Annotated in this window: 22 protein-coding genes; 17 read left to right on the forward strand and 5 right to left on the reverse strand. The window is 70.9% G+C overall.

All coding sequences use genetic code 11. The features are described 5' to 3' along the window. Nucleotides 1-165: 165 nt before the first annotated feature. From urtE to ureG, 8 genes are all read left to right on the forward strand, one after another. Nucleotides 166-861, forward strand: a complete 696-nt coding sequence (urtE, locus tag KXR53_RS00460; RefSeq protein ID WP_437372319.1) for an urea ABC transporter ATP-binding subunit UrtE — start codon at nucleotides 166-168, stop codon at nucleotides 859-861. Between the two features lie 25 nt (nucleotides 862-886). Further along, a complete protein-coding gene (locus KXR53_RS00465; protein ID WP_437372321.1) occupies nucleotides 887-1,705 on the forward strand; it encodes an urease accessory protein UreD in 819 nt (272 codons plus the stop codon). A 16-nt stretch (nucleotides 1,706-1,721) separates the two neighbouring features. Next, nucleotides 1,722-2,024 carry an urease subunit gamma gene (locus KXR53_RS00470; protein ID WP_026871421.1) on the forward strand — a complete coding sequence of 101 codons (303 nt, stop codon included), beginning with the start codon at nucleotides 1,722-1,724 and terminating at the stop codon, nucleotides 2,022-2,024. Nucleotides 2,025-2,259: 235 nt separating this feature from the next. Beyond that, entirely contained in the window at nucleotides 2,260-2,580 is a 321-nt protein-coding gene (locus KXR53_RS00475; protein ID WP_437372324.1) for an urease subunit beta, read from the forward strand. Between the two features lie 13 nt (nucleotides 2,581-2,593). Beyond that, entirely contained in the window at nucleotides 2,594-4,303 is a 1,710-nt protein-coding gene (ureC, locus tag KXR53_RS00480) for an urease subunit alpha (protein ID WP_437372326.1), read from the forward strand. A gap of 180 nt (nucleotides 4,304-4,483) precedes the next feature. Then, nucleotides 4,484-4,951, forward strand: a complete 468-nt coding sequence (locus KXR53_RS00485; protein ID WP_437372328.1) for an urease accessory protein UreE — start codon at nucleotides 4,484-4,486, stop codon at nucleotides 4,949-4,951. Continuing rightward, entirely contained in the window at nucleotides 4,926-5,636 is a 711-nt protein-coding gene (locus KXR53_RS00490) for an urease accessory protein UreF (protein ID WP_437372330.1), read from the forward strand. The genes KXR53_RS00485 and KXR53_RS00490 overlap by 26 nt, the downstream gene beginning before the upstream one ends. Further along, nucleotides 5,633-6,256 carry an urease accessory protein UreG gene (gene ureG, locus KXR53_RS00495; protein ID WP_437372332.1) on the forward strand — a complete coding sequence of 208 codons (624 nt, stop codon included), beginning with the start codon at nucleotides 5,633-5,635 and terminating at the stop codon, nucleotides 6,254-6,256. Before KXR53_RS00490 ends, ureG begins: the two co-directional genes overlap by 4 nt. Before the next feature lie 178 nt (nucleotides 6,257-6,434). On the opposite strand, the gene KXR53_RS00500 is transcribed toward ureG, so the two are convergent. Both KXR53_RS00500 and KXR53_RS00505 read right to left on the reverse strand, forming a co-directional pair. Then, nucleotides 6,435-8,129, reverse strand: a complete 1,695-nt coding sequence (locus KXR53_RS00500) for a dihydroxyacetone kinase family protein (protein WP_437372334.1) — start codon at nucleotides 8,127-8,129, stop codon at nucleotides 6,435-6,437. Between the two features lie 42 nt (nucleotides 8,130-8,171). Beyond that, nucleotides 8,172-8,792: a glutathione S-transferase family protein gene (locus KXR53_RS00505; RefSeq protein ID WP_437372335.1), complete on the reverse strand. Its 621-nt coding sequence runs from the start codon at nucleotides 8,790-8,792 to the stop codon at nucleotides 8,172-8,174. 134 nt (nucleotides 8,793-8,926) lie between these two features. On the opposite strand from KXR53_RS00505, the gene KXR53_RS00510 reads away from it, so the two are divergent. Beyond that, the gene (locus KXR53_RS00510) at nucleotides 8,927-9,769 is read left to right on the forward strand and encodes a 5'-nucleotidase, lipoprotein e(P4) family (RefSeq protein ID WP_437372337.1); all 843 of its coding nucleotides are present in this window, start codon (nucleotides 8,927-8,929) and stop codon (nucleotides 9,767-9,769) included. A 144-nt stretch (nucleotides 9,770-9,913) separates the two neighbouring features. On the opposite strand, the gene KXR53_RS00515 is transcribed toward KXR53_RS00510, so the two are convergent. Continuing rightward, nucleotides 9,914-10,132, reverse strand: coding sequence for a hypothetical protein (locus KXR53_RS00515; protein WP_437372339.1), 219 nt, complete (start codon nucleotides 10,130-10,132; stop codon nucleotides 9,914-9,916). Between the two features lie 65 nt (nucleotides 10,133-10,197). Between KXR53_RS00515 and KXR53_RS00520 the strand changes: the two genes are divergently transcribed. The 5 genes from KXR53_RS00520 (at nucleotide 10,198) to KXR53_RS00540 (ending at nucleotide 13,806) form a co-directional block, all read left to right on the forward strand. Then, nucleotides 10,198-10,806: a hypothetical protein gene (locus tag KXR53_RS00520; RefSeq protein WP_437372341.1), complete on the forward strand. Its 609-nt coding sequence runs from the start codon at nucleotides 10,198-10,200 to the stop codon at nucleotides 10,804-10,806. A 61-nt stretch (nucleotides 10,807-10,867) separates the two neighbouring features. Beyond that, nucleotides 10,868-11,563, forward strand: coding sequence for an ATP12 family chaperone protein (locus KXR53_RS00525; protein ID WP_437372343.1), 696 nt, complete (start codon nucleotides 10,868-10,870; stop codon nucleotides 11,561-11,563). A gap of 64 nt (nucleotides 11,564-11,627) precedes the next feature. Next, nucleotides 11,628-12,497, forward strand: a complete 870-nt coding sequence (locus tag KXR53_RS00530; RefSeq protein ID WP_437372344.1) for a helix-turn-helix transcriptional regulator — start codon at nucleotides 11,628-11,630, stop codon at nucleotides 12,495-12,497. Nucleotides 12,498-12,665: 168 nt separating this feature from the next. Then, the gene (locus KXR53_RS00535) at nucleotides 12,666-13,448 is read left to right on the forward strand and encodes an alpha/beta fold hydrolase (protein WP_437372346.1); all 783 of its coding nucleotides are present in this window, start codon (nucleotides 12,666-12,668) and stop codon (nucleotides 13,446-13,448) included. A 10-nt stretch (nucleotides 13,449-13,458) separates the two neighbouring features. Then, nucleotides 13,459-13,806 (forward strand): antibiotic biosynthesis monooxygenase family protein, encoded by a 348-nt coding sequence (locus tag KXR53_RS00540; RefSeq protein WP_437372348.1) that lies wholly within the window; start codon nucleotides 13,459-13,461, stop codon nucleotides 13,804-13,806. Nucleotides 13,807-14,145: 339 nt separating this feature from the next. Here the strand turns inward: KXR53_RS00540 and KXR53_RS00545 are convergent, their stop codons facing one another. Then, nucleotides 14,146-15,312 carry a M20 aminoacylase family protein gene (locus KXR53_RS00545; RefSeq protein ID WP_437372350.1) on the reverse strand — a complete coding sequence of 389 codons (1,167 nt, stop codon included), beginning with the start codon at nucleotides 15,310-15,312 and terminating at the stop codon, nucleotides 14,146-14,148. A 135-nt stretch (nucleotides 15,313-15,447) separates the two neighbouring features. Between KXR53_RS00545 and KXR53_RS00550 the strand changes: the two genes are divergently transcribed. Continuing rightward, complete coding sequence (locus tag KXR53_RS00550) at nucleotides 15,448-16,980, forward strand: acyl-CoA carboxylase subunit beta (protein WP_437372351.1); 1,533 nt, start codon at nucleotides 15,448-15,450, stop codon at nucleotides 16,978-16,980. Between the two features lie 134 nt (nucleotides 16,981-17,114). Continuing rightward, complete coding sequence (locus tag KXR53_RS00555) at nucleotides 17,115-17,522, forward strand: hypothetical protein (RefSeq protein ID WP_437372353.1); 408 nt, start codon at nucleotides 17,115-17,117, stop codon at nucleotides 17,520-17,522. Between the two features lie 18 nt (nucleotides 17,523-17,540). Here the strand turns inward: KXR53_RS00555 and KXR53_RS00560 are convergent, their stop codons facing one another. Beyond that, a complete protein-coding gene (locus tag KXR53_RS00560; protein WP_437372355.1) occupies nucleotides 17,541-18,284 on the reverse strand; it encodes a sulfite exporter TauE/SafE family protein in 744 nt (247 codons plus the stop codon). A gap of 101 nt (nucleotides 18,285-18,385) precedes the next feature. On the opposite strand from KXR53_RS00560, the gene KXR53_RS00565 reads away from it, so the two are divergent. Further along, nucleotides 18,386-19,297: a LysR substrate-binding domain-containing protein gene (locus KXR53_RS00565; protein ID WP_437372357.1), complete on the forward strand. Its 912-nt coding sequence runs from the start codon at nucleotides 18,386-18,388 to the stop codon at nucleotides 19,295-19,297. The last annotated feature ends 38 nt before the right edge of the window (nucleotides 19,298-19,335 follow it).

Below are 19,335 nucleotides of genomic sequence, written 5' to 3' on the forward strand. Positions count from 1 at the left end.
GCATGGTGCAACTGGGAACGTCCATCCCTCTCCGTCATTGCGAGGAGGCGAAGCCGACGAAGCAATCCAGGGGCTGGTGCGTGGGCCCCTGGATTGCTTCGCTGCGCTCGCAATGACGATGTTGGATGAGAGCGAGCGAGGTCATGGCATGCAGGGCGGTGGGTCGTGCTCACGGTAGACGGCATCGATCTGTTCTACGGCGCGGCCCAGGCGCTGCGGCGGGTCTCGCTCGGCGTCGGCAGGGGGCAGGTGACCTGCCTGCTCGGCCGCAACGGCGTCGGCAAGACCAGCACGCTGCGCGCCATCGTCGGCCAGCAGCCGGTGGCGGCCGGCAAGATCCTGTGGGAGGGCGAGGACATCACCCGGCTGCCGACGGCGGAGCGGGCCCGGCGCGGCATCGCCTTCGTGCCGCAGGGGCGCGAGATCTTCCCGCTGCTGACAGTGAAGGAGAATCTGGAGACCGGCTTCGCCGTGCTGCCGCGGCGCGAGCGGAAGATTCCGGAGGAGATCTTCGAGCTGTTCCCGGTGTTGAAGTCGATGCTGGGACGGCGCGGTGGCGACCTGTCGGGCGGCCAGCAGCAGCAATTGGCGATCGGTCGGGCGCTGGTGACCCGGCCGCGCCTGCTGATCCTGGACGAGCCGACGGAGGGCATCCAGCCATCGATCATCAAGGACATCGGCCGCGTCATCGCGATGCTGCGCGACCGCGGCACCATGGCGATCCTGCTGGTCGAGCAATATTTCGATTTCGCCCATGCGCTGGGCCAGCGCCTCGTCGTGATGGATCGCGGCGAGGTGGTGCTGGACGGGGACAAGACCGCACTCGATGAAGACAGCGTCCGTCGTCACCTTACGGTCTGATGTCCCGGCCCCTGCGGAGCCGGCGGTGTCGCCCGTGCCGCTGGCGCGCGCCCGCGGCCGGCTCGAGCTCGGCTTCAAGCGGCGCGGGGCGGAGACCGTGATCGATGCCCTGTTCCAGGAGGGCTGCGCCAAGGCGCGCTTCCCGCGGCGCGAGGCGGGAGCCTTCGCCGGCGCCGTGCTGCTGAACACTGCGGGCGGGATGACCGGCGGCGACCGGCTGCGGCAGGCGATCCGCTGGGGCGAGGGGACGGCGGCGACGGTTGCCGGCCAGGCGGCGGAACGGATCTACCGCTCGCTCGGCGACGCGGCACGGATCGAGACCAGGCTGACCGTCGAGTCCGGCGCGGTGGCGGAATGGCTGCCGCAGGAGACGATCCTGTTCGACCGCGCCCGCCTCGACCGCGACCTGCAGGTCGATCTGCGCGGCGACGCGACATTCCTCGGCGTCGAGGCGATCGTGTTCGGCCGGGCGGCAATGGGCGAGGTGGTGCGGCGGGGCGGCTTGCGCGATGCTTGGCGGATCCGGCGCGACGGCCGGCTGGTCTATGCCGATGCGCTGGCGGTGGACGGCGACCCGGCGGCGGCGCTGGACCGGCCGGGCCTCGGCCGCGGCGCCCGGGCGGTGGCGACGCTGCTTTACGCCGCGCCGGCGGCAGAGGAGCTGGTCGACGCACTGCGTGCGGCGCTGGCCGGGGCGCAGGGCCTGGCGGGCGCCAGCGCCTGGAACGGCATCCTGGTCGCCCGCTTCGCCGCGCCCGACGGCGCCGTGCTGCGGCGTGACCTGATCTCGGCGCTCGGGGTGCTGCGGGCAGGGCGCCCGCTGCCGCGCGTCTGGCAATGTTGATCCGGGAGGAATTTCCGTGAACCTGACCCCGCGGGAGAAGGACAAGCTCCTGATCGCCATGGCCGCGATGGTGGCGCGGCGGCGGCTGGAGCGCGGCGTGAAGCTGAACTATCCGGAGGCGGTGGCGCTGATCTCCGACTTCGTCACCGAAGGCGCGCGCGACGGCCGCCCGGTCGCCGAGCTGATGGCGGCAGGCGCCACGGTGCTGACCCGCGACCAGGTGATGGAGGGCGTGGCCGAGATGATCCACGACGTCCAGGTCGAGGCCACCTTCCCCGACGGCACCAAGCTGGTGACCGTCCACCAGCCGATCAGGTGAGGAGGATGGGGATGCCCGAGTTCTCTGCCGCCAAGATTCACGAGTCCCCCCTCCCCCCGCGGGAGGGGGGTAGGGGGAGGGGGTTGTCGATCGAAGGACTCCGTCGACGAAGATCCGGGATCGATCCCCGGCACCTTGCGGTTTCTCTCCGCCGGTTCTTGCTGCGCGAACCCCCTCCCCCTGCCCCCCTCCCGCAAGGGGAGGGGGGACTCAAGAAGAGCGACGGAGCCGCAGCATGATCCCGGGCGAACTCATCCCAGCGCTGGGCGAGATCGAGCTGAACGCCGGGCGCGACAGCATCGTCCTGACCGTGGCCAACACCGGCGACCGGCCGATCCAGGTCGGCAGCCACTACCATTTCTTCGAGACCAATCCGGCCCTGTCCTTCGACCGGGCGGCCGCGCGGGGGCGGCGTCTCGACATCCCGGCCGGCACCGCGGTGCGGTTCGAGCCAGGGCAGAGCCGCGAGGTGCGCCTCATCCCCCTGTCCGGCGCGCGCGTCGCGGTCGGGTTCCGCCAGGCGGTCATGGGGCCGCTCGATCCGGTCCAGGGCTGAGGAGGCCGAGAGCATGCCCGTTTCCATCTCCCGCGCCGCCTATGCCGACATGTTCGGCCCGACCACCGGCGACCGGCTGCGCCTGGCCGACACCGACCTGATCATCGAGATCGAGCGCGACCACACGATCTATGGCGAGGAGGTCAAGTTCGGCGGCGGCAAGGTGATCCGCGACGGCATGGGCCAGGGCCAGGCGACGCGGGCCGAAGGCGCCGCCGACACAGTGATCACCAACGCCGTGATCCTCGACCATTGGGGCATCGTGAAGGCCGATGTGGCGATCCGCGACGGCCGCATCGCCGCCATCGGCAAGGCCGGCAACCCGGATATCCAGCCCGGCGTCGACATCGTCATCGGCCCGGGGACGGAGGTGATCGCCGGCGAGGGCAAGATCCTGACCGCCGGCGGCATCGACTGCCACATCCACTTCATCTGCCCGCAGCAGGTGGAGGAGGCGATCGCGAGCGGCGTCACCACGCTGGTCGGCGGCGGCACGGGGCCTGCCACCGGCACCAACGCCACCACCTGCACGCCGGGGCCGTGGCACATCGCCCGCATGCTGCAGGCGGCGGAGGGGCTGCCGGTCAACCTCGCCTTCGCCGGCAAGGGCAATGCCAGCCGGCCGGACGCGCTGGTCGAGCAGATCCGCGCCGGCGCCTCCTGCCTCAAGCTGCACGAGGACTGGGGCACCACCCCGGCCGCGATCGACTGCTGCCTCGCCGTCGCCGACGCGATGGACATCCAGGTGATGATCCACACCGACACGCTGAACGAGAGCGGCTTCGTCGAGGACACCATCGCCGCCTTCAAGCACCGCACCATCCACGCCTTCCACACCGAAGGCGCGGGCGGCGGCCATGCGCCGGACATCATCCGGGTGGCGGGCCTGGCCAATGTCATCCCGTCCTCGACCAACCCGACCCGGCCCTTCACCGTCAACACGCTCGACGAGCATCTCGACATGCTGATGGTGTGCCATCACCTCGATGCCGGGATCCCGGAGGACGTGGCCTTCGCCGAAAGCCGGATCCGGCGCGAGACGATCGCGGCCGAGGACATCCTGCACGACCTCGGCGCCTTCTCGATCATCTCCTCCGACAGCCAGGCCATGGGCCGGGTGGGCGAGGTGATCCTGCGCACCTGGCAGACCGCGCATAAGATGAAGCTGCAGCGCGGAAGACTGGCGCAGGAGACGGGCCAGAACGACAATGTCCGGGCCAAGCGCTATGTCGCGAAGTACACGATCAACCCGGCGATCGCGCAGGGCCTGTCGCGCCATGTCGGCTCGGTCGAGGTCGGCAAGCTGGCGGATCTGGTGCTGTGGTCGCCGGCCTTCTTCGGGGTGAAGCCGGACCTGGTGCTGAAGGCCGGCACCATCTCGATGGCCCTGATGGGCGACCCCAACGCCTCGATCCCGACGCCGCAGCCGGTGCACTACCGCCCGATGTTCGGCGGCTTCGGCCGCGCCATGGCGGCCTCGGCCATCACCTTCGTGTCGAAGGCGGCGCTGGAGGACGGTATCGGCGAGCGCCTGGGCCTGGCGCGCGAGGTGGTGGCGGTCGAAGGCACGCGGGGCATCGGCAAAGCCGACATGATCCACAATTCCGCGACGCCTTTGATCGAGGTCGACCCCGAGACCTATGAGGTCCGCGCCGATGGCGAGCTCCTGACCTGCGAACCGGCGGCGGTGCTGCCGATGGCGCAGCGGTACTTCTTGTTCTGAGATGGCCGTGACCCCGATCGATACCGAGCCCGCCCCCTCACCCGAAACCGCTGCGCGGTTTCGACCTCTCCCCAAGGAGAGGTGTTTGGCCGCGGCTCCGTCCCCCTCTCCTCGGGGAGAGGGAGGGGCCCGGCGCCGCAGGCGACGGGAGGGTGAGGGGGCGGGCGCCGGAGGCCGGCCATGAAGCGCTTCACCGCCGTCGTCCCGGCCGGAGGCTTCGATCCGGCCGCCGTCTCTGACCAAGTAGTGCTGGACTACGATTCCCGCCACCGCCGCCGCATCGTGCTCTATGGCGAAGCCGGGACCGTGGTGCTGCTCGACCTCGCCGAGGCGGCGCATCTGCGTGACGGCGACGCGCTGCAGGGCGAGGACGGCAGCCTGGTGTTGGTTCGGGCGGCGCCGGAGCGGCTGGTCGAGATCCGGGCCGGCAGCCAGGCGGAGCTGATCCGCATCGCCTGGCATCTCGGCAACCGGCACCTGCCGACCCAGCTGCTGCCCGACGCGCTGCGCATCCGCGCCGACCACGTGATCGAGGAGATGGTGCGCGGCCTGGGTGGCACGGTCACCGCCATCGAGGCGCCTTTCGACCCCGAAGGCGGCGCCTATGGCCATGGCGCGGTGCATGGGCATCATCACCACCATGGCTGACGTGGCGCTCTATCGGCTGATGGCCTGGCTGTCGCCGTCCTACCCGGTCGGCGCCTTCAGCCATTCCAGCGGCCTGGAATGGGCGGTGGAGGCCGGCTGGGTCACCGACCGGCCGGGCCTCATCGCCTGGATCGAGGATGCGCTGGCCGCCGGCGCTGGCTGGAACGACGCCGTCCTGTTCACCCACGCCCACCGCGCCGCCGCGGCGGATGATGACGACCGGCTGGCGGAAGTCGCCGACCTCGCCGCGGCGCTGGCCGCCTCGCGCGAGCGGCAGGTCGAGACCCTGGCCCAGGGCACGGCCTTCCTGATGATCTCCCGCGCTGCCTGGCCGGTGCCGGGGCTGGAGCGGCTGGCGGCCCGCGCGGGCGAGAGCGTCGCCTATCCGGTCGCAGTCGCCGCCTGCGCCGCCGGCCACGGCATCGCGCTGGCGCCGGCGCTGACCGCTTTCCTGCACGCCGTCGCCGCCAATCTTGTGTCGGCGGCGCAGCGCCTGGTGCCGCTGGGCCAGACCGACGGCCAGCGCGCCATCGCCGCGCTGATGCCGGCGGTGGAGGGGACGGCGGCGCGCGCCGCGGCCTTGCCGGACGGCGATCCCTTCATCCAGTGCGGCGGCCTGGCCGTCGCCGCCGACATCGCATCGATGCAGCACGAGACCCAGTACACGAGGTTGTTCCGCACATGACCCGCACCCAGCATGGCCCCTTGCGCGTCGGCATCGGCGGCCCGGTCGGCTCCGGCAAGACGGCGCTGATGGACGCGCTCTGCCGCGCCTTCCGCGACCGCTACGACATCGCCGCCATCACCAACGACATCTACACCAAGGAGGATGCGGAGTTCCTGAACCGCGCCGGGTCGCTCTCCTCCGACCGGATCATGGGGGTGGAGACCGGCGGCTGCCCGCACACCGCGATCCGCGAGGACGCCTCGATCAACCTGGCGGCGGTGGCGGAGATGCGACGCCGCTTCCCGAAGCTCGACCTGGTGCTGATCGAATCCGGCGGCGACAATTTGGCCGCGACCTTCAGCCCGGAGCTGGCGGACATCACCATCTACGTCATCGACGTCTCGGCCGGCGACAAGATCCCGCGCAAGGGTGGACCGGGCATCACCCGCTCCGACCTCCTGGTGATCAACAAGACCGACCTGGCGCCGCTGGTCGGCGCCTCGCTCGAGGTGATGGACCGCGACGCCCGCAAGATGCGCGGCGACCGCCCCTTCGTCTTCGCCCGGGTGCGCAGCGGCGACGGGGTGGCGGAGATCGCGTCCTTCATCGAGAAGGCGGGCGGGTTGGTCCCGCGCTGATGTGAAGGACGGCGAGGCCGAGGCCACCCCCTCACCCGAAATCGCTGACGCGATTTCGACCTCTCCCCAAGGAGAGGTGAAAGGCTGCAGCTCGTATTCCCCTCTCCTCGGGGAGAGGGAGGGGCCCGGCGCCGAAGGCGACGGGAGGGTGAGGGGGCGCCGCCGGAAAGGCCTCGCCCTACCGCACGACCGCCGTCAGCGCCTGCAACCAGGTCAGGGCGGCGGCGGCGCCGGCATCCGGCACGCCGATGGCTCGTTCGCCGAGATAGCTGGCGCGGCCGAGGCGCGGCAGCATCCGTGCCGTGGCGTCGGTGCCGGCTTCCGCCGCGGCGACGCAGGCGGCCCAGGCCTCCTCCGGCGACTTGCCTTCCGCCAGGCCGGCCGAGAAGGCCTCGGCCGCCGGATGCAGCGCATCCAGCATGGTCCGGTCGCCCGGCTTGGCGCCGCCCAGCTCGGCGATCGCCTCGACCGCGATGGTGAAGGCCTCGGCCCAGGCGGCCGGGGTCGGCGTCGCCTCACCTGAGAGCCGCCGCGACGCCCGCAGCAGAGCGGTGGCGTAGAACGGGCCGGAGCTGCCGCCGATCGCCCGCCGCAGCGCGTCGCCGACCGTGGCCAGCGCCCCCGACGGGTCGGCCCAGGCGGAGTCGGGCAGGGCCTGGATCGCCTCCGCCGCCCGCACCATGCTGGCGCCGAGATCGCCGTCGCCGGCACGGGTGTCGAGATCGGTCAGATAGGGTTCAGCCTTGATCAGCGCGTCGGCCACCGCCAACCCGGCCGCCTTCAGCGCCGGGGCGATCGGCGAGGGGACGACCTCGATCTCGACAGCCGGGGGCGGCAGCGGAGCGGGAATGCGGCGCTTCGGCCCGATCCGGCCGCCGCCCGGCCAGGCCGGGGCCTGCGCCGGCGCGTCGAGCAGGGCGAGCCGCTCGTCGTTCAGCTTGAGCAGGCTCAGCGAGCAGCCCGGCATGTCCAGCGCGGTCAGGAAATTGCCGGCCCAGGCCCGTTCCACCGCGATGCCGCGCGCTGCCAGCTCGGCCAGGGCGGCGCGAGCGACGATCGCCAGCTCCATCGGCGGCGTGGCGCCCAGGCCGTTGACCAGCAGCACCACCCGGTCGCCCTGGGCCAGCCCGCGATCGGACACGATCGCCTCCAGCATCTCGGCCACCAGCGCGTCCGCCGGCTGCATCGGCCCGCGCCGCACCCCGGCCTCGCCGTGGATGCCCAGCCCCAGCTCGATCTCGTTGTCGCCCAGGGTGAAGCCTGGGCGGCCATTGGTCGGGACGGTGCAGCCGCCCAGCGCCACCCCCATGGTGCCGAGATCGGCGGCCGCGGCGCGGGCGATGGCGGCGACCTCGGCCAGCGGCCTGCCGGCCGCCGCCGCGGCGCCGGCCACCTTGTGGATCAGCACGGTTCCGGCGATGCCGCGGCGGCGCGCCGGCTCGACCGTGTCGCGCAGCGCCACGTCATCCGCCACCACCACGATCTCGACCGGGATGCCTTCGTCCCGCGCCAGCTCGGCCGCCAGGCCGAAGTTCAGCCGGTCGCCGGTGTAGTTCTTGACCACCAGCACCGCCCCGGCCGGGCCGGCGGCGGCGCGGATCCCGGCCAGCACGGCGTCGACGCTGGGCGAGGTGAAGACGTCGCCGGCCACCGCCGCGGCCAGCATGCCGGGGCCGATATAGCCGGCATGGGCCGGCTCATGCCCGCTGCCGCCGCCGGAGACGAGGGCGACGGGCCGCGACGCCGGCACCGGCAGGTCGGCGCGGAACACCACGGCCTCTTCCTCCAAAAGGGCCAAGCCGGAATGCAGGTCGACGAACCCTTCCAGCATCTCGCGCAGGACATGGCGCGGGTTGTTGATCAGCTTCTTCACGTCGGGCCTCGGTCGAGAGAGCGGGATCGGAGGAAGAACGGCTCAGGCTTCGTTTCGTTGCCACACCGCGGCCAGGGCCGGGTCGGCGCGCAGCCGCCCGGCGATCGCCGACAGCTTCGGGCATTCGGCGGCGAACCACTCGCTGCGCGGCCGCCAGCGGTTCATCACCGCGATGTAGATGTCGATGGCCGACCGCGTCTCACCCAGGAACCAGGGCGTGCCGGCGGCGGCCTCCATCTGCCGCCACAGCACCTTGCGGTGCTCGTCGGTCGAGGCGCGCAGCTCGGCCTTGGCCTGGTCGCCGGACACCCAGCGGCCGGGATCGTCGCCGAAGGTCCAGGTCGGGTACAGCGCCGCGACCAGGAAGATCAGACGGCGCAGGAAGGCTGGCCGGTCCGGGTGGCCGGGCGGCGGCGCCAGGCCGGCCTGCGGCGCCACATCGGCGAGATGCAGGGTGATGGCGGCGCTCTCGGTCATCACCGTGCCGTCGGGCAGGATCAGCACCGGCAGCTGGGTCAGGGGATTGAGCCGCCGCAGCGCCTCGCGGTCGGCCTCGTTCTCCCAAGGGTCGACCGACTTGATCTCATAGGGCACTCCGGCCAGGGCGAGCATGATCTCGGTGATCGCCGAGCCGGTCAGCGATGTGGCGTAGAGCGTGTACATCGGTCCTCCCTTCCATGCCTTCGCAGTCCTAACACGCCGCGGCGATACGCGACATCCGGCGCGAACGGGCTTGCGGCGGTCCGGCGGGGCTTGCTCAAATGCTGTCAAGAAATTGTAACAATCGGAGGCTTCGGATGATGCGGTACGGATGGGTCTCGGCCCTTGCGGTGATGGTGCTGGTGGGTGCCGCGCAGGCGCAGGAGGGTCCTGGCCCGGACGACAATCTCAACGCCGTGCTGTGGGACCAGACCTCGGTCGAGGCCCAGGCCAATGCGCTCGGCGCCTATGCCCTGGCCCGGATCCGGCTCGACGAGGCGCTGGCCGCCCCGTCCCGCACCGCGGCGCCGGCGGAGCAGACCGGCGACTTCAAGAACTTCCCGCCGGCGGTGGTGCTCGATGTCGACGACACGCTCCTGAACACCTCGCCGTACCAGGCCCGCAATGTGATCGAAGGCTCGGGCTTCGATCCCAAGACCTGGACGAAATACGTCAACGCCAAGATCGACACCGCGATCCCCGGCGCGGTCGAGTTCACCCAGTACGCGGCGTCGAAGGGGGTGAAGGTCTTCTACGTCACCAACCGCACCAAGGAGGAGGAGCCGGCGACGGTCGAGCACATGAAGGCGCTCGGCTTTCCGATGGGCGGCAATGTCGACACCTTCCTCAGCGCCAAGGAGCAGCCGGACTGGAGCTCGGCCAAGGGCACGCGCCGCGCCTTCATCGCCAAGGACTACCGGATCCTGCTGCTGATCGGCGACAATTTCGGCGACTTCACCGATGCCTACAAAGGCACGCTGGAGGAGCGGCAGAAGGCGTTCGAGGCGGCGAAGGACCATTGGGGCCGCGACTGGATCGCGATCGCCAACCCGACCTACGGCTCCTTCGAATCGGCGCCCTACAAGGGCGACTACAAGCTGCCGAAGGAGGAGCAGCGGCGGCTGAAGATCGAGGCGCTGACGCCCTGGAACGGGCAGTAGACGAAGCGCTGGCGGGGACCTTCTCATCGTCATGGCGAGGCGCGAAGCGCCGTGGCCATCCAGTGGTCTGTGCCGCTGGATGGCCGCGCCCCTGCGGGGCTCGCCATGACGATGGTGGGACGGCTCCGTCAGGACAGTCCGATGTTAGAACCCGCGCCCCTGGAACGGCTGGCCGGTGAGCAGCGAGACCAGATGCGCCAGCATCAGGATCACGACCAGCGCCGCCACCATCATCACCGGGATCACCGGGAACAGCCGCACCTCGCCCGGCGGCGGCTTGCGCCGGTCCATCACCGCCATGGCGGCGACCACCGCCAGGGCGACGGCGAGGATGAACAGGGTGTCGGTCAGGTCGAGCTGCATCGCGGTCCCGGTGGGAAATCCGGATTTGCGGTAGCATCCGAGCGGGCCGTGATGGAAGCCGGATCATGGATGCGGGCGAGGCCGTCGCGATCGGGCTGAAGGCGCATTCGGGCTGGGCGGCGCTGGTCGCCGTCGCCGGGCCGCCGGCGATGCCGCGCGTGGTCGACCGCCGCCAGCTGATGACGGCCGATCCCGCCGACGCCCAGGCGCGTTTCCCCTACCATGCTGCCGAGGGGCTGGACGATGCCACGGCCGAGGCATTGGTCCACTCCTATGCCGAAGCCGCCCGCGAGCGGGCGGACGCGTCGCTGGGCGACACTCTGGCGGATCTGCGGGGCCGCGGCCTGCGTCCGGTCGGCTGCGCCCTGCTGCCCGGTCCGCCAAAGCCGCTGCCGGGCCTCACCACGATCCTGGCGTCGCATGCGCTGATCCACACCGCCGAAGGCGTGTTGTTCCGCGACGTCCTGGTCGATGCTGCGGGCCGGCACGGCCTGCTCATCTCACGGGTATCCGAGGACGGTCTTGCCGGCCGATGCGCGACCGTGCTCGGCTGGACAGGAGATCGGTTGAACGCATGGCTGGCCGAGACGGGCCGGGCGCTGGGGCCGCCCTGGCGCCAGGATGAAAGACTCGGGACCTTGGCGGCGCTGTTGTGCCTGCTTGGTGCTGTCTGATCCGGGTTGCATCCGCGGCCGCGATTGCCGATATCGGCGCCACGCGGGAAGGGGGCGGATCATGAAGCGCTTCTACAAGACGGTGACGGTGGTGCCGGCCGGCGACGGATTCGGCATCGCCCTCGACGGCAAGCCGATCAGGAGCCCGGCCAAGGCCGACTTCATCCTGCCCAGCCGCGCCTTGGCCGAGGCGGTGGCGGCGGAATGGGCGACGCAGGGCGACGATGTCGTGCCCGCGACCATGCCGCTGATGCAGCTCGCGGCGACGGCGATCGACCGGGTGGCGCCGAATCGCGCGCACATCATCGACACCGTCTCCGGCTACGGCGGCACCGACCTGCTGTGCTACCGCGCCGAGACGCCGGCGGCGCTGGCCGAACGGCAAAAGGCCGCCTGGCAGCCGCTGCTCGACTGGGCGATGACCGCGCTCGACGCGCCGCTCACCGCGACGTCCGGCATCGTTCACCAGCCCCAGCCGGACTCGAGCCTGGCGGCGCTGCGCGCGGCGGTGGCGGCGCAGGACGAGTGGCGGCTGACGGCGCTGCACCAGGCAACCGCGCTGACCGGCTCGCTCGTCCTCGGCCTGGCGCTGCTGGCCGGCCGGATCGACGCCGACACCGCTTTCGAGCTGGCGGAGCTCGACGCCAGCTTCCAGATCGAACGCTGGGGCGAGGACGCCGAGGCCGCCGCCCGGCGCGCGACGCTCAGGGCCGAGCTGCAGGCAGCCGCGCGGCTGGTCGAGCTGGCGGCCCGCTGACTGGAGCCTCTGCACAGGCGACCTATCTTGTCCGGCTGACAGCGAGTCAGACCGGGACAAGCCCATGGCTGCAACCTCACGCGTCCTGCTGTCCTCTCCGCTTCTGACGGTCGCGGACGTCTCCTGCCGCACGCCGAAATCCGGGCGAGGGTGCGAGCACTGCGGCCGGATGTCGTCGATCACCATCGTCCGCCGGGGCGTCCACGCCTACCATGCGCGCGGAACGATGGCGCTGGCGGAACCGGGGCTGGCGCTGCTCTACCGGGGCGGCGAGGCCTATTGCCTGAGCCATCCCTATGACCGGGAGGTGCCGGACCGGTCGACCTGCATCGAATTCGGCCCCGAGCTGCTGGCGGAGGCCTTCGGCCCGAAGCCGCTGGCGCGCGATCTCGGGACGCATCTTCGCCCCCGCACCCAGGTGCTCAACCGGCGGGTCATGTCCGCGCTCGCGGCGAGTGTGCCGGAGCGGCTCGCCGCCGAGGAGGCGGCGATCGAGCTCGTGCGGGCGGTCGCCGGCGATTTCGACCTCCTGCCGAACGACTGCCATGCCCCCGCGGCGCGCCGGCGCGTCGCGCGGGCGCGTGCCTTCATCGCCGTGGATCCGGCGGCGGACCACGGCCTCGATGCCATCGCCGATGTCGCGGCCTGCTCGCCCTTCCATCTGGCGCGGCTGTTCAGGCGCGAGACCGGCATGACGATCCGCCAGTACCGCTTGCGGCTTCGCCTGGCCGTCGCGCTGGAGGAATTGGCTGACGGTGCGGCCGATCTCAGCGGCCTGGCCGTCCGGATGGGGTTCTCCGACCACAGCCACATGACCGGGTCCTTCAGGAAGATCTTCGGGACGACCCCGAGCGCGCTGCGCGAAGCGCTGCGAGGCCCGGGGCTGCGGCAGATGAGCAAGTTTTTGCAAGCGGGCGCCGCCGCGGCCGCCTAGCTCTCGGCAAGCGGTGTGGAAGACCGCGCCTCGTCCCCTGTTCGATGGAGACGGTTTGCTATGCCCCTGATACCACCATCCGCCGACCGGAGCGTCAGACACCGGCATGTCGCGATCGACGGGATCCGCGTTTTTTATCGCGAAGCGGGCCGGGCGGACGCGCCTGCCGTGCTGCTGCCGCACGGCTATCCCTGCTCCTCGTACCAGTTCCGCAATTTCATTGCGGAACTGGCCGACCGCTGGCGCCTCGTCGCGCCGGACTTCCCCGGTTTCGGCTACAGCGACACGCCCGAGGGTTTCGCCTACGACTTCGACGGCTATGCCGCGTTCCTCGATCGGTTCACGCAGGCGCTGAAGCTCGACCGCTTCGCGATTTATCTGCACGATTACGGCTCGCAGATCGGCCTGCGCCTGGCGATCCGGCGGCCGGATCGCATCGCGGCGCTGATCATCCAGAACGGCGACATCTACGAGGACGTGCTCGGGCCGAAATACGCCTATCTGACCGGCTATTTCGCGAATCCGACGGCCGAGGCGCGCGCCAGGCTCGTCGAGGCGGTGAGCGAGGACGGGTTCCGCGACGAGTTCCTGAACGACGTACGCGACGATCTCGCCGAGCGCATCCCGCCCGACCTCTGGAAACTGCACTGGCCATTGATGGACACGCCCAAACGCCGCGAGATCGCGGTCGGGCTGATGGAAGGGCTCAAGGAGAATCTAGGCTGGTTCCCCAGATACCAGGCCTATCTGCGCGAGTATCGGCCGCCGACGCTGATCGCCTGGGGGCCGCAGGACGGCTACATGCCGGAGGCATCGGCGAAGGCGTATCTGCGCGACCTGCCGGAGGCGGAGCTCCACCTGCTCGACGGCGGCCATTGGGCGCTCGAAACCAATCTCGACGAGATCGTGACCCTGGCACGGGACTTTCTCGGCCGCGTGCATGGCGCGTGAGGAGGAGATGATGAACGGTGATGCCAAACGTCCCATGATCGCCCGGATCTGGCGCGGCCGCACGACGCGGGAGCGCGCCGACGAGTACGAGGCGTACAACTACGAGGTCGGGATCAGGCCCCTGATCGAGAAGGCGATGGGCGTCCAGACCTTGCGCGAGGACCGCGCCGACGAAACCGAGTTCGTCACGATCTCCTATTGGGAGAGCATCGAGGCGATGTCGCGGTTCACGGGCGGCGATCCGACCCGCATCCATCATCTGGACCGCGATCCGGAGTTCCTGATCGAGCTGCCGGACCGGGTCCAGATCCTCGAGATCCGCGCGTCGCACGGCAATATCGGCGGCGATGCCTCGTGATGCCCGGGTCGCATCCTCTCGGAAGCGCGCTACGGCATCACACTTCTCCCCAGTGCAGTCCGATGCCTCTCCCGCTTGCGGGAGAGGTCGGAGCCGCGTCAGCGGCTCCGGGTGAGGGCCAGCGGCCCCCAATGACAGGAGCCATAGCTTCGGAAATCGAGCAGATCATCTGCTCGCCTGCAGCAAAGCCGGGCTTTCGGTGAGACCGTATCCTGCCCTCACCCGGTCTCGCTTCGCGAGCCCGACCTCTCCCGCAGGCGGGAGAGGCCATCTGCTCTCGCCTCCACGCCCCATCCTGCTGATCTGACGAGATGGGGGAACCCGGCGTCCGAAGCGGGATCACTCCGCCTTCTTCAACCGCGCCTCCACCAGCCGGGCCCACAGCGTGGCGCCGATCGGCAGGATCTCGTCGTTGAAGTCGTAATGCGGGTTGTGCACCGGCACGCTGCCCTTGCCGTTGCCGATGAACAGGAAGGCGCCCGGCCTCTCCGCCAGCATATAGGCGAAATCCTCCGAGGCCATGATGATGCCGGGGTCGCGCTCGACCGCGTCGGCGCCCAGCGCCTCGGCGGCGGCGCCGGCGGCCCAGGCGGCCTCGGCCGCGTCGTTGATCAGCGGGATCACCCGGATCTGCACCTGCGGCTCGGCCCGGCCGCCGAAGGCGGCGGCGACGTCGCGGGCGATCGTCTCGATCCGGGCCTTCACCGCCTCCAGCACGTCCAGCCGCAGCCCGCGGAAGGTGCCGCGCAGCACCGCCGTGTCGGGGATCACGTTGTAGGCGTCGCCGGCATGGATCTGGGTGACGCTGACCACGGCGGAGTCGAGTGCCGAGACGTTGCGGGCGACGACGCTCTGCAGCGCCGTCACCAGATGCGCCGCGATCAGCACCGGGTCGACGCCGGTCTCCGGCAGCGCGCCATGGGCGCCGCGGCCGGCGACCTCGATATCGAAGACGCCGCCGCCGGACATCGCCGGGCCGGGGCGCACCCCCACCCGGCCGGCCTCCAGCGTGTGGAAATTGTGCATGCCGAACACCGCCTCGCAGGGGAACTGCCGGAACAGCCCGTCCGCGATCATCGCCTGCGCCCCGCCGCGGCCTTCCTCCGCCGGCTGGAAGATGAAGTGCACCGTGCCGTCGAAATTCCGCGTCGCCGCCAGATAGCGGGCCGCGCCCAGCAGCATGGTGGTGTGGCCGTCATGGCCGCAGGCATGCATGACGCCCGGATTCTGCGACCGGTGGGCGAAGCCGTTCGCCTCCGGCATCGGCAGCGCGTCCATGTCGGCGCGCAGCGCGATCGCCCGCGGATTGTTGCCGACCCGGAGGGTGCCGACCACGCCGGTGCGGCCGATGCCGGTCGCCACCTCGCAGCCGAAGGCGCGCAGCCGCTCCGCCACCAGGGCGCTGGTGCGGTGCTCCTCGAAGCCCAGCTCGGGATGGGCGTGGATGTCGCGCCGCCATGCGGTCAGCTCGTCGGCGAAGCCGGCGATCATCGGGTCGATCTTCATGGCTGGTCCTTCGCGCGGAATGTCAGACGATATCAGACTCAAGGCCCACCCGGCTGGCAAGCCCCGATCTCGCCCGGCTCCGCTCCGCGTGGTATTGCAGACGGATGACGCTGTGCGGACATCCGCGGGGAGAGAATGCGCGACATCCTTGAGGTGCTCGAGAAGAAGCGCGCGGCGGCGCGCCTCGGCGGCGGCAAGAAGCGGGTCGAGGCCCAGCACGCCAAGGGCAAGCTGACGGCGCGCGAGCGGCTCGAGGTCCTGCTCGATCCCGGCTCCTTCGAGGAGTGGGACATGTTCGTCGAGCACCGCTCGGCGGATTTCGGCATGGCCGAGCAGAAGGTGCCGGGCGACGGCGTGGTCACCGGCTTCGGCACCATCGACGGCAAGCTGGTCTTCGTCTTCAGCCAGGACTTCACGGTGTTCGGCGGCTCGCTGTCCGAGGCGCATGCCGAGAAGATCTGCAAGGTCATGGACCAGGCGATGAAGGTCGGCGCCCCGGTGATCGGCCTGAACGACTCGGGCGGCGCCCGGATCCAGGAGGGGGTGGCCTCGCTCGGCGGCTATGCCGAGGTGTTCCAGCGCAACGTCCTGGCCTCCGGCGTGGTGCCGCAGATCTCGCTGATCATGGGGCCCTGCGCCGGCGGCGCCGTCTATTCGCCGGCGATGACCGACTTCATCTTCATGGTGAAGGACAGCTCCTACATGTTCGTCACCGGCCCGGACGTGGTGAAGACGGTGACGCATGAGGTGGTGACGGCCGAGGATCTCGGCGGCGCCATCACCCACACCGCCAAGTCCGGCGTCGCCGACCTGGCCTTCGAGGACGATGTCGAGGCGCTGCTGCGGCTGCGCGATTTCGTCGGGTTCCTGCCGTCCTCGAACCGCGCGCCGGCGCCGGTCCGCCCGACCGAGGACCCGGCCGACCGGCCCGAGATGTCGCTTGACACGCTGATCCCGGCCAACCCGAACAAGCCCTACGACATGAAGGAGCTGATCGGGAAGGTGGTGGACGAGGGCGAGTTCTTCGAGCTGCAGCCGACCTTCGCCGGCAACATCGTCATCGGCCTGGCGCGGATGCAGGGCCGCACCGTCGGCATCGTCGCCAACCAGCCGATGGTGCTGGCCGGGTGCCTGGACATCGATTCCAGCCGCAAGGCGGCGCGCTTCGTCCGCTTTTGCGATGCCTTCAACATCCCGATCGTCACCTTCGTCGACGTGCCCGGCTTCCTGCCCGGCACCAGCCAGGAATACGGCGGCATCATCAAGCACGGCGCCAAGCTGCTGTTCGCCTATGCCGAGGCGACAGTGCCGAAGGTCACGGTGATCACTCGCAAGGCCTATGGCGGGGCCTATGACGTGATGGCGTCCAAGCACCTGCGCGGCGACGTCAACTACGCCTGGCCGACGGCGGAGATCGCGGTGATGGGGCCGAAGGGCGCGGTCGAGATCATCTTCCGCGCCGATCTCGGCGACGCCGAGAAGATCGCGGCGCGGACCGAGGAATACCGCCAGAAATTCGCCAACCCCTTCGTCGCCGCGGCGCGCGGCTATGTCGACGACGTGATCATGCCGCACAACACGCGGCGGCGGATCTGCAAGGCGCTGGCGATGCTGGCCGACAAGAAGCTGGAGAACCCCTGGAAGAAGCACGACAACCTGCCGTTGTGACCCGCGGCGCCCCGGTCCGGCCCGGCGGATGCTAACCATCGGCCGGGTCGGACCGAAACTTAAGGTCGTGGCGCCATCTTCCTGCCAAGCCAGGGTGGTTCGATGGCCCGGGATGCTGAACGCGGAGACCGAGAATGACCGCGCGCTTCCGCACCTCGACCATGCTTCTCGTCGGCGCGCTGCTGGCCAGCTGCGCCACCGAGGCCGGCTTCCGCAAGGGGATGGACCGGCTGATCGGCTCGCCGAAGGACCAGCTCGTCGTGCTGTACGGCCCGCCCCTCTATGAGAGCCGGACCGAGGACGGGCGGCGCTATGCCCAATTCAACCTGTCCTGGGTGCAGACCGGCGGCGGCTATTACACCAACCGGCCCGTTTTCGCGCGCGGCCCTTACTATTATGGCGGCTTGCGGACGGCCTATGGCGACAGCTACGTCCCGCCCTATGCGATCAGCCGTCGCTGCCTGGCGACGTTCTACTTCAACGCCGCCAACCGCGTCGCCAGCTATGCCTATGCGGGCGGCGGCTGCGTCGCGCCGGAGTGAGCGGGCCGATCGCGGGTCTCAGAGAAGCGGCCGCAGCGCCAGATCCGAGCCGAGGATCAGAAGGCCGAGGAAGAACCAGCGCCGGAACACCTCCGGCTGCACCCTCAGCCGCAGCCATTGCCCGGCCGCCATGCCGGCCAGCGCCGGGGCGAGGGCCAGCAGCGAGGTGCCGGCGGCGGCCAGCGGGAAGGCGCCGTCGCGCGCCAGCCCGGCGGCGAGGGCCAGGGTCGAGACGGTGAAGGACAGGCCCAACGCCTGCACCAGATCCTCTTTCTCCAACCCCAGTGCCTGCAGGAACGGCACCGCCGGGATGACGAAGACACCGGTGGCGGCGGTGACCAGGCCGGTGGCGGCGCCGACCGGGGCCGACCACCAGCGCTCGGCCCGCGCCGTCACCGAGAAGCGCGGCCCGGCGAGACCGATCGCGGCATAGGCCGCCAGCGCCGCGCCGAGGGCGACGGTGGCGCGCCCGGCGCCGGCGCCGGTCAGAAGGCCGGCCCCGGCCCAGGTGCCGAGGCAGATCCCGGCCATCATCGGCCACAGCCGGCGCAGCAGCCCGCCGAAGCGCGGCCCGGCGAGAAGCTGCCAGAGATTGGTCACCAGCGACGGCACCACCAGCAGCGCCGCCGCCTGGGCCGGCGCCATGGCCAGGCCGAGCAGCCCCATCGCCACGGTCGGCAGGCCGAGCCCGACCACGCCCTTGACGAAGCCGGCGAGGAGGAAGGTGAGGGCGACGAGGAGGAGCGGCAGCGGGTCCAGCATGGCCGGACCTTGCCCGGCGCAGCTCCAGGGGACAATGTGGGAGTGGCGTAGCCAGCCTTCGGCCGGCACGAAGGCTGGGGGTGCTCCGGGAGAACCTGCCGATGCGTTTCGACCTGACCGATCTGCGCCTGTTCCTGCACGTCGCGGAGGCCGGCAGCATCACCGCTGGCGCTGAGTGGGCGAATCTGGCCCTGGCCTCGGCCAGCGCCCGCATCCGCGGCATGGAGGCGGCGGCGGGTACGGCGCTGCTGCGGCGCGGCCGCCGCGGCGTCGCTCCGACCCCGGCTGGCCAGGCGGTGCTGCACCACGCCCGGCTGGTGCTGCAGCAGATGGAGCGGATGCGCGGCGAGCTCGGCGACTATGCCCGCGGTCTCAAGGGCCATGTCCGCATCCTCAGCAACACCGCGGCCCTCACCGAATTCCTGCCGGGCCCGCTGGCCGAATGGCTCGCCGCCCATCCCCGTATCGACATCGACCTGGAGGAACGGCCGAGCCATGCCATCGTCGAGGCGGTGGCGGCAGGGCTGGCGGATCTCGGCATCGTCGCCGACGCGGCGGATGGCGGCGGGATCGAGAACAGCGGGCTGGAGAGCCTCCCGTTCCGGATCGACCGGCTGGTGCTGGCGGTGCCGCGTGGCCATCCGCTGTCGGCCCGGCGCCGCGTCGCCTTCGCCGAGGCGCTGGCCGAGGATTTCGTCGGCCTCAGCCCCGGCAGCGCGCTGCAGGACCATCTCGCCCGCCACGCCGCCCGGGCCGGGCGGCCGCTCAAGCTGCGGGTGCGGCTCGGCGGCTTCGACGCGGTGTGCCGGATGGTGGAGCAGGGTGTCGGCCTGGCGGTGGTGCCGGAGACCGCGGCCCGGCGCTGCCGCCGCAGCATGGCGATCCGGGCGGTGCCGCTGTCCGATCCCTGGGCGCTGCGTCGGCTGTCGATCTGCGTCCGCCGCCTCGACGCCCTGCCGCTGCATGCGAGACGGCTGGTGGAACACCTGCGGGAGGATTCGTCGGGGACGTAGGTTGGGCCCCTTAATTGTCATGCCCGGGCTTGACCCGG

The organism is Inquilinus limosus, assembly GCF_051487185.1.
GTDB lineage: Bacteria > Pseudomonadota > Alphaproteobacteria > DSM-16000 > Inquilinaceae > Inquilinus > Inquilinus limosus_F.

Excerpts from the sequence above, each read along its gene's own strand:
- KXR53_RS00475 (WP_437372324.1), top strand. The coding sequence starts at position 2,260 with ATGATCCCGGGCGAACTCATCCCAGCGCTGGGCGAGATCGAGCTGAAC.
- ureC (WP_437372326.1), top strand. The coding sequence starts at position 2,594 with ATGCCCGTTTCCATCTCCCGCGCCGCCTATGCCGACATGTTCGGCCCG.
- KXR53_RS00485 (WP_437372328.1), top strand. The coding sequence starts at position 4,484 with ATGAAGCGCTTCACCGCCGTCGTCCCGGCCGGAGGCTTCGATCCGGCC.
- KXR53_RS00490 (WP_437372330.1), top strand. The coding sequence starts at position 4,926 with ATGGGCATCATCACCACCATGGCTGACGTGGCGCTCTATCGGCTGATG.
- ureG (WP_437372332.1), top strand. The coding sequence starts at position 5,633 with ATGACCCGCACCCAGCATGGCCCCTTGCGCGTCGGCATCGGCGGCCCG.
- KXR53_RS00505 (WP_437372335.1), bottom strand. The coding sequence starts at position 8,792 with ATGTACACGCTCTACGCCACATCGCTGACCGGCTCGGCGATCACCGAG.
- KXR53_RS00510 (WP_437372337.1), top strand. The coding sequence starts at position 8,927 with ATGATGCGGTACGGATGGGTCTCGGCCCTTGCGGTGATGGTGCTGGTG.
- KXR53_RS00515 (WP_437372339.1), bottom strand. The coding sequence starts at position 10,132 with ATGCAGCTCGACCTGACCGACACCCTGTTCATCCTCGCCGTCGCCCTG.
- KXR53_RS00520 (WP_437372341.1), top strand. The coding sequence starts at position 10,198 with ATGGATGCGGGCGAGGCCGTCGCGATCGGGCTGAAGGCGCATTCGGGC.
- KXR53_RS00525 (WP_437372343.1), top strand. The coding sequence starts at position 10,868 with ATGAAGCGCTTCTACAAGACGGTGACGGTGGTGCCGGCCGGCGACGGA.
- KXR53_RS00530 (WP_437372344.1), top strand. The coding sequence starts at position 11,628 with ATGGCTGCAACCTCACGCGTCCTGCTGTCCTCTCCGCTTCTGACGGTC.
- KXR53_RS00540 (WP_437372348.1), top strand. The coding sequence starts at position 13,459 with ATGAACGGTGATGCCAAACGTCCCATGATCGCCCGGATCTGGCGCGGC.
- KXR53_RS00545 (WP_437372350.1), bottom strand. The coding sequence starts at position 15,312 with ATGAAGATCGACCCGATGATCGCCGGCTTCGCCGACGAGCTGACCGCA.
- KXR53_RS00550 (WP_437372351.1), top strand. The coding sequence starts at position 15,448 with ATGCGCGACATCCTTGAGGTGCTCGAGAAGAAGCGCGCGGCGGCGCGC.
- KXR53_RS00555 (WP_437372353.1), top strand. The coding sequence starts at position 17,115 with ATGACCGCGCGCTTCCGCACCTCGACCATGCTTCTCGTCGGCGCGCTG.
- KXR53_RS00560 (WP_437372355.1), bottom strand. The coding sequence starts at position 18,284 with ATGCTGGACCCGCTGCCGCTCCTCCTCGTCGCCCTCACCTTCCTCCTC.
- KXR53_RS00565 (WP_437372357.1), top strand. The coding sequence starts at position 18,386 with ATGCGTTTCGACCTGACCGATCTGCGCCTGTTCCTGCACGTCGCGGAG.